Here is a 14,436-nt window from a genome sequence, read left to right on the forward strand (position 1 = left end):
TCAGCTCTCCAGTCGCGACTTCAGGTTCGACAACACCGATGCCTGGATCTTCTTCAGTCCCAGCGGGGCGAAGGTCTTCTCGAAGAATCCGCCCACGCCGCCGGCGCCGTTCCAGCTGGTCTCGGTGGTGACTTCGGTGCCGGTGCCTGCTTCGGTGACCGTGTAGGTGGTCACCATCGACGAGTTCTCGTCGGTCTCGGTGATGGTGTTGCCGGCCACCGTCACATGTGCCTTGACATTGCGGGACCGCTTCGAGGTGGCCTGCAGAGTCCACACGGCAACGGTTCCGTCGCCGTGGCCACCCTCGAGCACGCCGTAGTCGAGATACTGCTCGGGCAGGATCTGCGGGCGCACCTCCTTGTAGTCCTCGAGCGCTGCGAGCACCGCATCCGGTGCGGCGTTGATGTACTCCGACTGCGTCGCATTGACCTTGGCCACCGCTCGTCCACCTCATCTTCTCGCGCGCGTGTGTCGCGCTCGTCCGTTGTCTGGCGGGCCCTGAGCCCGCACATCTTCCACCGAGCCTGCCAGATGACCGTGGTCCTCAGGCGAGAGGTGCCGTGGTCCTCAGACGAAAGGCGCCTGCCGACGCAGGCACGCACGATGAGGTCCCCACCGTTGGCGACGTATCGGGTGACCACATAGGCTCGGAGCCGCAGTGCCGCTCGCGGGTATGGCGACCGGCACCACGGAGGGAGCGCGAGAGAAGCCGATGACGTCGCAGGAATTGGGTCGAACCGGATACGCCGAAGGCGTGGAACGGCTACTCGCCAGTTACCGCGCGATCCCGGCCGACGGACGCGTCCGGCTGGCGAAGAAGACCTCCAACCTGTTTCGGGCACGCGCGAAAAATCCCTATCCCGGCCTCGACGTCTCGGGCCTGTCCGGGGTGATCGAGGTCGACCCGCAGGCGGGCACCGCCGATGTGGCCGGCATGTGCACCTACGAGGATCTGGTAGCCGTGACCCTGCGTTACGGCTTTGCGCCCTATGTGGTTCCGCAACTCAAGACCATCACACTCGGCGGCGCGGTGACCGGACTCGGTATCGAAAGCACGTCGTTTCGCAACGGACTGCCCCACGAGTCGGTCCTGGAAATGGACATTCTCACCGGCTCCGGCGAGATCGTGACCGCATCCCCCGACGGCGAGAACTCCGACCTCTACTTCGGTTTCCCGAATTCCTATGGGACGCTTGGCTATTCCACACGCCTGAAGATCAAGCTCGAGCAGGTCAAGCCATTCGTCGAACTGCGTCATGTCCGCTTCACCTCGCTGCAGGACATGCAGGACAGCCTGATCGACATCGTGGAGCACCGTACTTACCAGGACGAACAGGTGGACTACCTCGACGGCGTGATCTTCACCGCCGACGAGTGCTACCTGGTACTCGGGCGGGCCAGCGAGACCGCGCACCGCTCACCGAGCGACTACACCGGACTCGACATCTACTACCGGTCGATCCAGCACGGCGACACCGCACACCCCAAACGCGACGTGCTCACCATCTCCGACTACCTGTGGCGCTGGGACACCGACTGGTTCTGGTGCTCGCGCGCATTCGGGGCGCAGAACCCGAAGATCCGTCGGTGGTGGCCAAAGCGCCTGTTGCGCAGCAGCTTCTACTGGAAGCTGATCGGCTACGACCATCGGTACAACATCGGCGACAAACTCGCCGCGCGGCGTGGCGAGCCCCCGCAGGAGCGCGTGGTCCAAGACATCGAGGTGCCGGTGGAGAACACCAGCGCATTCGCTCAGTGGTTCCTCGACAACATTCCGATCGAGCCGATCTGGCTGTGCCCCTTGCGACTTCGGGAACCGCTGCTTCCCGGCGCCGACCCGGCACGTCCGTGGCCGCTGTATCCGCTCGAACCCGGCCGCACCTATGTGAATTTCGGCTTCTGGTCGGCGGTTGCCACAGTGCCCGGTGAACCCGAGGGGTACACCAACCGTCGAATCGAAAAACGTGTGTCCGAACTCGACGGACACAAATCGCTGTACTCGGAGTCGTTCTACGATGAGGACGAATTCGATCAACTCTACGGCGGAGAAACCTACCGCCTGCTGAAAAAGCGCTACGACCCCGCGTCGCGGCTATTGGATCTCTACGCCAAGGCGGTGAAACGTCAGTGACAACCTTCAAATCGGGCTCATCGGCCCCCATCGATCACACCGACACCGGAAAACTGACCCTCGCGCAGATCGTCGAGGCGGTGGCCGGTGACGATCTGAACATCCGGGTCACCGCATACGACGGATCGTCGGCCGGCCCCGAGGACGCACAGTTCGGCCTCGATCTGGTGAGTCCGCGCGGCACCACCTATCTGGTGACCGCGCCCAGCGACCTCGGCCTGGCCCGCGCCTACATCTCCGGAGATCTGGTGCTGCGCGGCGGGCATCCCGCCGATCCTTATGAGGCGCTGCGGGCACTGTCCGATGACGTGAGTTTCAAACGCCCCTCGGCGCGCACACTGGCCGCGATCACCCGCTCACTCGGACTCGAGCACTTCAAGCCGATCGCACCGCCGCCCCAGGAGGCACTGCCCCGGTGGCGGCGTATCGCCGAGGGCCTGCGGCACTCGAAGACTCGTGACGCCGAGGCGATCCATCACCACTACGACGTGTCGAACACGTTCTACGAGTATGTACTCGGACCGTCGATGACCTACACCTGCGCCTGCTATCCCGAGCGTGCTGCCTCACTCGAACAAGCCCAGGAGAACAAGTACCGCCTGGTGTTCGAGAAGCTCGACCTCAAGCCCGGCGACCGGCTGCTCGACATCGGCTGCGGGTGGGGCGGCATGGTCCGCTATGCCGCACGCCAGGGTGTGAAGGCGCTGGGCGTGACCCTGTCGCGTGAGCAGGCCGAATGGGCCCAGAAGGCCATCGTCGACGAAGGACTCACCGATCTCGCCGAGGTCCGCTACAGCGACTACCGCGACGTGTCCGAGGGCGATTTCGACGCGGTGTCGTCGATCGGCCTGACCGAGCACATCGGCGTGGCCAATTACGCCGGCTACTTCTCCTTCATCCGCGGCAAGCTGCGGGTGGGCGGCAAGCTGCTCAACCACTGCATCACCCGACCCGACAACAAGGCGAACAAGCGCGCCGGTTCGTTCATCGACCGGTATGTGTTCCCCGACGGCGAGCTGACCGGCTCGGGCACCATCATCACCAAACTGCAGGACATCGGCGGTATGGAGGTGATCCACGAGGAGAATCTGCGCGAGCACTACGCGATGACGCTGCGCGACTGGAACGCCAATCTCCTCGAGAACTGGGATGCCGCGGTCGCCGAGGTCGGCGAGGGCACGGCACGCCTGTGGGGCCTGTACATGGCCGGCTGCCGAATCGGCTTCGAGCGCAACGTCGTTCAGCTGCACCAGGTGCTCGCGGTCAAACTCGACGACAAGGGATCGGTCAACGTTCCGCTGCGCCCGTGGTGGCGGCCGTAGCGGTTCGCCTCGCACCCCTGGGTGCTACCAGCACCCCGGGTGCTATCCCTGCTCGTTGACCACCCGTGCACCCAGTTCGCTGGTGAGCAGCTCGAGGGCAACCTCGTCGGGATCCTTCCGTAGCTCGGATTCACCCGAGTGCACCCCGGCGATCATCTCCTCGCGTTCGGCATCGGTCAGGTCGTCGTCGGAGACCGGTTCCGGCTCGGGGACGTCGTCGGGCGGCGGGGGTGTGTCACCGCTCGACCCGGCCGTCTCGCCGGAGCCCGCCGCAGCGGGCTGCCCCTCCCGGGCAACTCCCTCGCGACTCGGACGCACGAATCCTTGTTTCGCGGGGGCAGCCGAACGCGGTCCGGCCGGTGCGTCTGCCGGTGTGGTGGCGGTGCGGTGGATGACCTCCACCGACCAGTCGCCGCCGAGCACCTCACCGAAGGCGGCCGTGAGCACACCGGTACCGCGCGGCGAGGACAGCCGCCCGACCAACGGCGGCGATACGTGACTGAGCACCACCGTCTGTCCGTCGACGCGTTCGACCGCCGCGTCCGAGAGCATCACCTCGATGATCTTGTCGTGTGCACGCACATGTTCGCGAACCTGCTGCCACACCTGGCGAACCGCGTCGGCGTCGATCGACGTCGACGGCTGCTCGGGCCCGGGTTCTTGTTCGGGGTCGACAACCGGCTCCGGTTCGGGCGCAGGTTCGGACTCGGCTAGCGGTTCGGACTCGGCTAGCGGTTCCGGTTCGGCTAGCGGTTCCGGTTCGACTGGCGGTTCGGGTTCGGCGAGCGGCGCGGACTCAGCGACCGGTTCGGGCTCGGGCATCGGATCGGGCTCGGACACCGGCGCGGCAACTACCGATTCCGCACGCACCGACTCGGGTGCCCGGGTGGCGACCTCGGGAACGGGAGGCGGAGCCGGGACGGCCTCATCCGCCTTGCGCTGAGACGGTCTGATGTACCTGGGTGCCGGCTCATCGGGCGCAGCGGCGGGTGCGGGTCCGGTGGCGGTCGGTGCCGGCGCGGCGGGCGCCGAATCGGCCACCTGCGCACCTCCGGAATGCACGGCCGGTGGCGTGGGCAACGCATTCGGGGTCACCCCCGACAGTTGCTGCTCCACTCGCTCGAGTCGCTGGAGCAGCGCTCCGTCACCGTCGCCTGCGGCAGGCAACAGGAGCCGGGCGCAGAGCACCTCGAGCAACAGCCGCGGCGACGTGGTCCCCCGCATCTCGCCGAGCGCCGCGTGCACGGTCTCGGCATAGCGGGTGAGAGCGGCCAGCCCGAGCCGGTCGACCTGGCCGCGCATGCGCTCGAGCTCGTCCTCGGGCACCTCGACCAGGCCGCGCTCGCCGGCGTCGGGCACAGCGTTGAGCAGGATCAGGTCACGGAAGCGGTCGAGCAGATCGACACCGAAACGGCGAGGGTCGTGCCCGGCGTTGATGACCCGCTCCACTGTGCCGAACAGCGTCGCACCGTCGGAGTCGGCGAGCGCACTGACCGCATCGTCGATGAGCGCCACGTCGGTGACACCGAGCAGGGCGACCGCACGGTCGTAGGTGACGCCGTCCTCACCGGCGCCGGCCAGCAACTGGTCGAGCACCGACAGCGAGTCGCGCGGCGACCCACCGCCGGCGCGGACCACCAGCGGATACACCGCCGGATCGACGCGCACGTCCTCCTGCGCCACGATCCGTTCGAGCAGCCCGCGCATCACCGGCGGGGGCAGCAGACGGAACGGATAGTGGTGGGTCCGCGACCGGATGGTCGGCAGGACCTTCTCGGGCTCGGTGGTGGCGAACACGAAGATCAGGTGCTCGGGTGGTTCCTCGACGATCTTGAGCAAGGCGTTGAAACCCGCGTTGGTGACCATGTGGGCTTCGTCGATGATGAACACGCGATACCGCGACTGCGCCGGCGCGAAGAACGCACGATCGCGCAGGTCACGGGTGTCGTCGACACCACCATGACTCGCGGCGTCGAGCTCGACGACGTCGAGGTTGCCCGGCCCGCCGGGGGCGAGGGCCACACACGAATCGCACACCCCGCACGGCGTGGACGTGGGGCCCTGCTCGCAGTTCAGCGAGCGCGCCAGGATGCGAGCCGATGATGTCTTGCCGCAGCCGCGCGGACCCGAGAACAGGTAGGCGTGGTTGATGCGCCCGGTGTCCAATGCACGCCGCAGCGGGTCGGTCACATGGTCTTGGCCGACGACCTCGGCGAACGTCGCAGGTCGATATGTCCGATAGAGCGCCACGTGTGCAGACTACCGGCGTGCCCCGACAGCACGGGCGGCCTGTGCGAGCCGCGCCGGCGAGCGCCACGGTCCCCACCACAGCAGCGTCACCACACACGTCACACCGAACACCCACAGGTAGGGCTGCGCGCTGAACCAGTGCCACTGCGGCGGGGTGGGGATCATGAACAGGCCCATCGCGTAGAACTCCCGGAAGTGGGCGGTACCCACCTGCAGCGGATGCGGGTAATGCGACTTCCACAGGAACACCGAGACGTAGAGCGCACAGAAGGCCACGACCGCGGCGGCCAGACGGACCCACCGGCCGTTGTCGACCGCGCTGATCATCAGGTGCACCAGATGGGCGGCCAGCGGGACGAACCACACCCAGTGATGACCCCAGCTGAACGGCGACACCGATGTGCTGGTCATGCCGACGATGGCCAGCGCCAGCACCGCCGCGCCGCGCCGGTAGGCCACCACCGCAGCCGTCAGCCCGAGCACCAGCGCCACCCCTGCCAGCAGCAGCCACAGGCCCGTGGGCGGGGAGTCGGTACGCAGGATCGAGGCCAGCGCCCCCGTGATCGACTGATTGCTCGGGGCGCGCACCGGACCCACCCGCCGCGAATCCCAGAGCGTCTCGGTCCAGAACTTCTTCGACGCCCTCGGCATCGCCAGCGCCCCGATGGCCACCGTGAGTACACCTGCGACGACTGCGATGATCGCCGCGCGTGTCCGTCTGATCGCCAGCAGGTACACCGCGAACAGTGCCGGGGTCAGCTTGATCCCGGCCGTCAGTCCCACCATCACGCCTTGAAGCCGTGACCCGCCAGGGCGCAGCAGGTCCCACAGGATCAAGGCCATGATCACGACGTTGACCTGGCCGTACCACACGGTGGTGCGCACCGGTTCCATCATCGAACACACCGCGGCGACCGCGATCGCCAACACCCACGTGCGGGAATTGAGCCGATACCCGAAACTTTTGAAACACAACAACACCGACGCGACGAGTGCGATCACGGTCAGTGAACTCCACACCAGCACCGCGGTGTGATGGGACATGTGCACCAGTGGGATGAACGCCAATGTGGAGAACGGACTGTAGGTGTACATGAACAGACCGAGCACCGGACCGTCGTACACGGGCTGACGATGCAGGACATGCCGCGCTCCCGCGCGATAGACCTCGAGGTCAATCTGGTTGTGGAACAAGCCGAACGGCCGGCTGTGCCACGGGATGAACGTCACCTGCAGGTAAAGGGCGACAAACCCCGCCACCACGAAAATGCCCACCACCCAAAGACTTCGATGGGTTCTGGGTGAAGCGCTCCGCGCATGCGCGGCAGCTGCGGTGTGCTCAGCCACAATGTCCTCTGCCATGGTCCGGTGAGGATCATAACCACAAATTCACCGGCGCCACTGCACCCCCACATGATGACCGAATTCAGTCGTCGAATTCAGCTGATCGAATTCGTGGAATTCTGCTTCGAGCGGGTCCACCACAGCGTCGCCACGGTCGCGACCACAGTGAACACGAAGACCCAGTTGTAGGGGTCGTAGACGAACCACCGCAGCCAGCTCGGTGAGGAGAGGAAGAACGTCCCGGTGAGATACGCGTCGGGAACCCACCACTGCACGTAGAGAATCGGATACGGCAGATACGTCGGCCAGGCGAACATCGCCAGGAACACCGCGACGATCGCCACGACCGCGGCGATGCGCATCACCAGTGTGCGGGAGCGGACCACCCGATCGATCCCGATCACGGTCAACGGCACCACCCATACCCAGTGGTGGCCCCACGACATCGGCGACACCACCGCCGACGCCAGCCCGATGATCGTCACGGCCAGCAGTTCGCGCCCGACCTGACTGGCCCATGTCGCGGCGAAGAACGCCGCCACCAGCGCCACCACGGCCAGCGCCATCCACAGCGCGGTACTCGGGTGTGCGGTGTTCTCCAGGTTCGCGATCGCCCCACGCAACGACTGGTTGCCCAGCGTGTTGGGCGCACCGACCCGGTTGGAGTCCATCAGCGAATGTGTCCAGTACGTCCACGACTCGCCGGGCATGATGGCGAATCCCACCGCGATGGTCGCGACGAAGGTCAGCAGCGAGTTACGTACCGCCTTGAAGTCCCGTGTGAACACCAGATACGGGATGAACAGCAGTGGCGTGAGCTTGATGCCGCCGGTGAGCCCGACAGAGAAGCCACGCCACCGCGATCCCCGTGGACGGGTCAGATCCCACACGATCACCAGCATCAGGAAGGCGTTGATCTGGCCGAACCAGATGGTCGAGCGGACCGGTTCGAGCAGGGTCAGGATCACCACCAGACACGCCGCGATCACCCGCAGGGGCATCGTCGCGCGGTATCCGAGCGCGCGGAACGACAGCATCACCGTCAGATACAGCGCCACGAAGGTGAGCGTCACCCACACCACCTGGGCGGCGACGAACGGCATCAGCGTGAACGGCATGAACATGACCACCGAGATCGGCGTGTACGTGTAGTCCATGACGCCGAGCAGCTTCGCGTGATAGAGGCTCTGCCCGTCGAGGACCACCCGCGCGCCGTCGCGGTAGACACCCAGGTCGAGCTGGTTGTCGAACATCCCCCAGAACGGCTGGCCGAGGGGGACGACGAGATGCTGGACCCAGAGCGCGATCGCCGCGCCGATCACGAAGGCGCCGGCGAGAATCCAGGGATAGGGCAGTACTCGGGCCGAGGGACGATCAATTGCGATCGCGGGGCTCGCGACCGACAACCGTGTCATCGGGCCCGCTACTTCTGCGCGGCCAGCAACTTGTCGGCGGCCGCGAGCAGAACGCAGGTTGCCACGCCGTCGATCGCGACCCGCAACTCGTCGATGGACGGCATCGTCGGCGCGATACGGATGTTGCGGTCGTAGGGGTCGCGCAGGTAGGGGAACGTCGATCCGGCGGCGGTCAGCGCGATGCCGGCCTGCTTGGCCAGCTCGACCACACGCTTGGCAGTGCCGTCGATCACGTCGAGGCTCACGAAGTACCCACCCTCGGGATCAGTCCACGAGGCGACCTTCGAATCGGCGAGGCGATCGGTGAAGATCTCGTTGACCAGACGGAACTTCGGTGCCAGGAGTTCACGATGACGGGCCATATGCGCCCGCACCCCCTCGGCGTCGCCGAAGAACTGCACATGCCGCAGATGGTTGACCTTGTCGGGGCCGATCCACTTGACCGATGAATGCCGGCGATACCAGTCGATGTTCTCCGTCGACGAGGCGAAGAACGACACCCCGGCGCCGGCAAAGGTGATCTTGGAGGTCGAGGCGAACACGTACGGGCGGTTGGGGTGCCCCGCCTTCGCGGCGATCTCGAGCACCGGATGCGGTGTGGGCGCCTCGTCGACGAGGGTGTGCACGACGTAGGCGTTGTCCCAGTAGATCCGGAAGTCCGGTGCGGCCGCCGGCATCGACATGAGTCGAGTGGTCACGTCGAGGTCGAAGGTGACACCGGTCGGGTTCGAATAGGTCGGCACCGCCCACATGCCCTTGATGGCCGGATCGGAGGCCACCAGTTCGGCGCAGGCGTCGACGTCGGGGCCGTTCGGCAGCATCGGCACGGTGATCATCTCGATGCCCAGGCTCTCGGTGAGCGCGAAGTGGCGGTCGTAACCCGGCGCCGGGCACAGGAATTTGATGGTGCCCTGATGCGCCCAGGGGTCGAGGGAGTCGGGAGTCCCGTGCAGGAGGGAGAAGATCGTCGCGTCGTGCATCAGTTCCAGGCTCGCGTTGCCCGCGGCGATGATGTTGTCGGTCGCGACGTTGACGATCTCGGCGAAGATCGCGCGCAGATCGGGTAGGCCCAGATCGCCGCCGTAGTTGCGGGTGTCGGTGCCACGCGAGTCCAGATAGTGCTCACCGGGCAGGGAGAGCAGGTCGTTGGACAGATCGAGCTGTTCGGGTGAGGGCTTGCCGCGGGTGATGTCGAGCGAGAGACCAGCGGCGAGCAGTTGCTGGTAGGCATCGGCGAGCTCGTCACGCACCTGCGTGAGGCTCTCGGATCCCATCGACTGATAGTTCACGGTGTCCTCTCGCCGCGCGCCCCTGCTGGTGGCGCCCACGCCTCCGCGCGGCCGGTGTCTGCGGCGGATGAGCCCCGGAAAAGTTGTAGGGGACCCCGCGCACCCGTCAGAGCCCGCTGACCCTTGCTGCCTTCCGGCCCTGGGGGAGTTCACAGGATGCACGCCGCGCGGGATCCGTAAGAGAGTGTAGACGGTCGTCCGCCGGGCCGGAGCCACCCGGTCTCCGCATGCGCGGGCCGGTGCGCTTTTGGACGCCCGGCACTCGACCCGTATCATTCGGTGCGTTGGAGGATTCGCCTAGTGGCCTATGGCGCTCGCCTGGAACGCGGGTTGGGTTAACAGCCCTCGGGGGTTCGAATCCCCCATCCTCCGCCAACGGATCCCCGGTCGCACCAGCGGCCGGGGATCTGTCGTCTCAGGATCCGAAGATGCCCGCGATCGATCCGCTTCCGCTGCCGGTGCCTGTTCCGCTCATCAGCGTGCGCACCCAGGGCGCCGCGGTCTTGTCGGTGCCGTCGTAGTGGACCACGCCGAAACGCGCCTCGCGGTCGTTGACAGGACTTTGGTCGACTGGCCTGAAGATCATCACCACCGATGCTGCGCCTTGGTCTGCGAAGAGCCGCATCGCGCTCTGGAGATAGGCCAACTGGTTGGCCTCCGTCGTGCAGTTGTCCGAGCCCACGCAGGTGGAGAATCCAGTCTCCGTGACCCACACAGGTTTCCCCGTGCTCGCCTTCATCGATGCAACAGCATCGAACCCACTCGGTTCCTCGGTGTCCGGTGGGCGCAGAGTCCCGGTGGTGTAGTCCATCCAGTACACATGCGCGCCGACGATGTCGACTGCCTCAGGCACTCCCGGTTGCGACCACACCCTGTCGGTCCACGTCTGTGGCGATTCCGATGCGATCGCGTCAGCGGCTGGGGCTGGTGACGACGACAGGATCTTGGCTGACGGATTCGCGGCTTTGATCGCTGCCGATGCAGCGACGAGGACCTTCGCATATCCGACCGGATCGGGTGGCGAGGCGGGCAGGCCACTCCAGTTCAAGCCGACGTTCTGCTCATTGAGGATTTCGTAGTAGCCCACCTGGCTGCCGAATCGCTGCGCGACAGACTTGGCGAAGTCGGCGAAGTCCGTGGGATCTGGAACTGTCGGCGTGAATGCCGGAGTCAGCGACGCCAGCAGCACCAGTGGGGTTGCACCCGATGCGCGCACCGCGTCTATCGCTGCCGCCTGAGCAGCGGGTGGCTCATTTGTCGAGATCTCGACTCGCACGTACTTCGGGCCAAACGACTTGAGGACGCCGGTCAACGCAGCGAGCTTCGCGGGCGACGTCCAATCTGGCGTCACCATCTCCCCACCAAGCGAGAATCCGTAGGCCTGAGTCGCCGCTGAGGCTTTGGCGGTATGTACACCTCCCACCATCACCACAACGGCCGCAAGAATAGTGACGATCATTCGCTGGGAAACCGCTCGCCAAGCGATGGTCAATCGTTGCGACATGTACAACCCTCCCCCGCCGACGATCGCCAACGAACCGGCGCGAATCGACGAAATGCGCTGACAGAAAATGCCATTCACTTGAGCGTTCCCGACCAGACACTCGGTGTCAGATACTTGGGTGTACTGAACCAGTCTGCCCCCGGCAGACCCGGGTATGCATCACGTAACTATCTCGATACGATAACGGCGATGGATACGAAGTGAGGCTTACCCGATCCCTATCCATTTCTGCCCGTTCTTGACGATTTTCGTCAATACGACGCGATGACACTCCGCGGCCACCACACGGTGCGACATGCCGCGCGCTGGATCACAGTCGATTACTGGTTGTGATCCGAGTTACACCGTGCTAGACCTAATCATCATGATTAATTCACCCCGATCCTGGCAGGTGCAGCCGTGAACACAGTCGACGTCGTCATCGTGGGAGCCGGCCCGGTGGGCCTGTCGCTGGCGCGGCTACTCGGCCTCGGCGGTCACTCGGTGGCAGTTCTGGAACGCTGGCCACAGCCGTATCCGCTGCCGCGTGCAGTTCACTTCGACGACGAGATCGGCCGGATGTTCCAGTCGATGGGGCTGACCGAGGAGGTCAGGGCGGTCTCCGGGCCGGTCACCGACTGTTACGAATGGCGAAACGCCGACGGCGACATCCTGGTGAGCATGGACTGGTCGCAGCCCGGTCTGTCCGGGTGGCCGATGGCGAGCTTCTTCTCCCAGCCCAACATCGAGAAGGTGCTCTCCGAGGCGGTCGACGCGATGGAGACCGTCACGCTCATGCGCGGTGTGGAGGTCACCGGTCTCGATGAGGGCGTCGATTCGGTGACGGTCACCTCCGCCGACGACCGCAGCTTCAGCGCGCGATACGTGATCGGCTGCGACGGCGCGAACAGCTTCGTGCGCTCGCAGATGCACACCGCCATGCACGACGAGGGCTTCTTCTTCGACTGGTTGATCGTCGACACACAACCCACCGACGATGCGATCTGGTCTCCGCAGAACTGGCAGCTGTGCGATCCCACCCGGCCGACCACCGTGGTGTCGGGCGGCCCGGGCCGCCGCCGCTGGGAGTTCATGCGGCTGCCCCACGAGACCCGAGAGGAACTCGACACCTCCCAACGCGCATGGGAGCTGCTGTCCGAGTGGGGTCGCACACCCGAGAACACGGTGCTCGAACGGCATGCCGTCTACACCTTCGCCGCTCGGTATGCCGACCAGTGGAACCGCGGCCGCCTTGCCCTCGCAGGCGATTCCGCACACCAGATGCCGCCGTTCGCCCGCCAGGGGATGTGCTCGGGTATGCGCGATGCGGCCAACCTCGCTTGGAAACTCGACCGGGTTCTGCGCGGCGATTCGCGTACGGACCTGCTCGACACCTACACCAGCGAGCGCAAGCAGCATCTGCAGTACGCGATCGCCATGTCGGTGGAACTGGGCAAGGTCATCTGCGTTCTCGATCCCGACGCGGCTGCGGCCCGCGACAGGCGGATGATCGCCGGCGAGGCCGACCCGGCGCGGGTGTTGCCGGTCACCGCACTGCCCGTGCTGGGCGCCGGCGTGCTCGCCGACGGCATCGACATCGCCGCATTGCGCGGCACCACCGCGCCGCAATTCCCGGTGGGCTCGGGCGCCGCGACCGCACTGCTCGACGACGTGGTGGGACAGGGAGCCACCGTGGTGATCGCCCCGGGAGTCGAGGTGTCCGCTGACGTCGCGGCGACGATCGCGGAGCTGGCCGGCGCCGACGTCCGCACGGTGCGCTTCGGCGAGGAGGCCGGCTCGGGCATCGCCGCGCCGACGACACTCACCGACCCGACCGGCGCCTGGTCGCAGTGGTTCGGTGCGGGCGGAGTCGCCGCGATGCTGGTGCGCCCCGACCACTACGTCTTCGGCGCAGTGGCGAGGCCCGACGATCTCCCCGCTCTCGCCCGCCAGTACCGCGATCGTCTGTCGACCAGCGTCCCGGCGATCACTGGTGCATGAGAGTCCTGATCCACGGAGCGGCCAGCTTGTCGACACCGTTGTAATCGACCACGCCGAAGCGGTACTCACGGGTGTCGTCGGGGCTCGCATCCTGGGCGGTGTAGAAGAAGACTGCCGAGGCGGCTCCCTGGGATGAGAAGAGACCGACCGCCTTTTGCAAGTAGGAGAGTTGGTCTGCCTGTGTCGTGCAGTTGTCCGAACCCGAACAAGTCGACACCCCAGTCTCGGTCACCCACACCGGTCTGGCCGTTATCGTCTTGATCGATGAGACAGCGCCGAAGCCGCTCGGCTCGTTGGTGTCCGGCGCCCGCAGCGCACCTGTCCCGTAGTCCATCCAGTAGACGTGGGTCCCGGCGATGTCGACGGCGGCCGGCACTCCTGGCTGCGCCCATAGATTGCGATACCACGTGGTGGGCGACTGCGAAAACAACCCGTCACCAGTGGGAGCTGGTGACGTCGATAGGATCTTGGCGCCGGGATCGGCGGCTTTGACTGCCGCCGATGACGCCACCAGGATCTTGCCGTATTCCACAGGGTCGGGCGCCACATACGGCGAACCGGCCCAGAATGCGCCGGTATTCACCTCGTTGAGGATCTCGTAATAGTCGACGCTGCCGCCAAATCGCTGGGCGACACTCTTCGCGAAGTCCGCAAAACTCTGCGGGTCCGGAGTAGTTGCCGCCAAATTGCTGGACCGAGAGGTCAACAGCGCCACCGGAATCGCCCCGGAATTGCGCACAGCCGAAATCGTCGCGGCCTGTTGTGCATATGGTTCGGCAGTTGAAATCTCCACGCGCACGTAGCGTGGTCCGAATCCTTTCAGGATTGTCGACAACTCGGCCAAGCGCTGCGGCGTCATCCATCCAGGAGCGATCACCTCACCACCCAGCGAAAAGCCGTAGGCGACGCTCACCGCAGACGCGGGCGCCTGAACACCAGCCGCCAAGCCGACAGCGACAACCACCACAACGAGAAAATGCCTCACGAGGGTCTCCCACCACGACGTGACCCGAAAAACACCATATCGCTACAGGCGACAGGTGATCGGCGCCGGGCACCGACGGCCACTGCTCCATCCTCGTCCCGACGACGTCGGACTTGGTACCGAGGAGATCTCGAAGAGGCATCAACAGTGACGCGCTCGAACAATCGTCATTTTGGTTACGAATGCCCGCAAAGGTCCTCGTCGGCGGCGGACATT

10 protein-coding genes, 1 tRNA gene and 1 other RNA gene are annotated in these 14,436 nt (G+C 65.6%); 4 read left to right on the plus strand and 8 right to left on the minus strand.

The annotated features are described in order from the left end of the window. On the minus strand, positions 1-438 hold the full coding sequence (locus IEW22_RS07940; protein WP_188586068.1) for an SRPBCC family protein: 438 nt from the start codon (positions 436-438) through the stop codon (positions 1-3). A gap of 274 nt (positions 439-712) precedes the next feature. Here IEW22_RS07940 and IEW22_RS07945 point away from each other — a divergent pair, with 274 nt between their 5' ends. Both IEW22_RS07945 and IEW22_RS07950 read left to right on the plus strand, forming a co-directional pair. Beyond that, entirely contained in the window at positions 713-2,131 is a 1,419-nt protein-coding gene (locus IEW22_RS07945) for an FAD-binding protein (RefSeq protein ID WP_373284152.1), read from the plus strand. Continuing rightward, on the plus strand, positions 2,128-3,453 hold the full coding sequence (locus tag IEW22_RS07950) for a class I SAM-dependent methyltransferase (RefSeq protein WP_188586069.1): 1,326 nt from the start codon (positions 2,128-2,130) through the stop codon (positions 3,451-3,453). The genes IEW22_RS07945 and IEW22_RS07950 overlap by 4 nt, the downstream gene beginning before the upstream one ends. 42 nt (positions 3,454-3,495) lie before the next feature. Here IEW22_RS07950 and IEW22_RS07955 read toward each other — a convergent pair whose 3' ends face one another. From IEW22_RS07955 to ffs, 5 genes are all read right to left on the minus strand, one after another. Continuing rightward, complete coding sequence (locus IEW22_RS07955) at positions 3,496-5,703, minus strand: DNA polymerase III subunit gamma and tau (RefSeq protein WP_188586070.1); 2,208 nt, start codon at positions 5,701-5,703, stop codon at positions 3,496-3,498. A 9-nt stretch (positions 5,704-5,712) separates the two neighbouring features. Further along, positions 5,713-6,978 carry a glycosyltransferase 87 family protein gene (locus tag IEW22_RS07960; RefSeq protein WP_188586071.1) on the minus strand — a complete coding sequence of 422 codons (1,266 nt, stop codon included), beginning with the start codon at positions 6,976-6,978 and terminating at the stop codon, positions 5,713-5,715. A 164-nt stretch (positions 6,979-7,142) separates the two neighbouring features. After that, positions 7,143-8,462, minus strand: coding sequence for a glycosyltransferase 87 family protein (locus IEW22_RS07965; protein ID WP_229742301.1), 1,320 nt, complete (start codon positions 8,460-8,462; stop codon positions 7,143-7,145). A gap of 8 nt (positions 8,463-8,470) precedes the next feature. After that, a complete protein-coding gene (locus tag IEW22_RS07970) occupies positions 8,471-9,751 on the minus strand; it encodes a PLP-dependent aminotransferase family protein (protein ID WP_188586072.1) in 1,281 nt (426 codons plus the stop codon). A gap of 84 nt (positions 9,752-9,835) precedes the next feature. Continuing rightward, positions 9,836-9,930: signal recognition particle sRNA small type (gene ffs, locus IEW22_RS07975), an RNA gene on the minus strand. A 107-nt stretch (positions 9,931-10,037) separates the two neighbouring features. Between ffs and IEW22_RS07980 the strand changes: the two genes are divergently transcribed. Beyond that, positions 10,038-10,126: transfer RNA gene (locus IEW22_RS07980), tRNA-Ser, on the plus strand. A 40-nt stretch (positions 10,127-10,166) separates the two neighbouring features. On the opposite strand, the gene IEW22_RS07985 is transcribed toward IEW22_RS07980, so the two are convergent. Further along, positions 10,167-11,285 (minus strand): cellulase family glycosylhydrolase, encoded by a 1,119-nt coding sequence (locus tag IEW22_RS07985; protein ID WP_188586073.1) that lies wholly within the window; start codon positions 11,283-11,285, stop codon positions 10,167-10,169. Positions 11,286-11,654: 369 nt separating this feature from the next. Here IEW22_RS07985 and mhpA point away from each other — a divergent pair, with 369 nt between their 5' ends. Then, positions 11,655-13,235, plus strand: coding sequence for a bifunctional 3-(3-hydroxy-phenyl)propionate/3-hydroxycinnamic acid hydroxylase MhpA (gene mhpA, locus IEW22_RS07990; RefSeq protein ID WP_188586074.1), 1,581 nt, complete (start codon positions 11,655-11,657; stop codon positions 13,233-13,235). Here the strand turns inward: mhpA and IEW22_RS07995 are convergent. Next, positions 13,222-14,220 (minus strand): hypothetical protein, encoded by a 999-nt coding sequence (locus IEW22_RS07995; protein WP_188586075.1) that lies wholly within the window; start codon positions 14,218-14,220, stop codon positions 13,222-13,224. The two genes, mhpA and IEW22_RS07995, sit on opposite strands and share 14 nt — an antisense overlap. Positions 14,221-14,436 lie beyond the last annotated feature (216 nt).

The sequence above is a fragment of the Gordonia jinhuaensis genome (assembly GCF_014639795.1).
Classification (GTDB): Bacteria; Actinomycetota; Actinomycetes; order Mycobacteriales; family Mycobacteriaceae; genus Gordonia_B; species Gordonia_B jinhuaensis.

Excerpts from the sequence above, each read along its gene's own strand:
- IEW22_RS07945 (WP_373284152.1), top strand. The coding sequence starts at position 713 with ATGACGTCGCAGGAATTGGGTCGAACCGGATACGCCGAAGGCGTGGAA.
- IEW22_RS07965 (WP_229742301.1), bottom strand. The coding sequence starts at position 8,462 with ATGACACGGTTGTCGGTCGCGAGCCCCGCGATCGCAATTGATCGTCCC.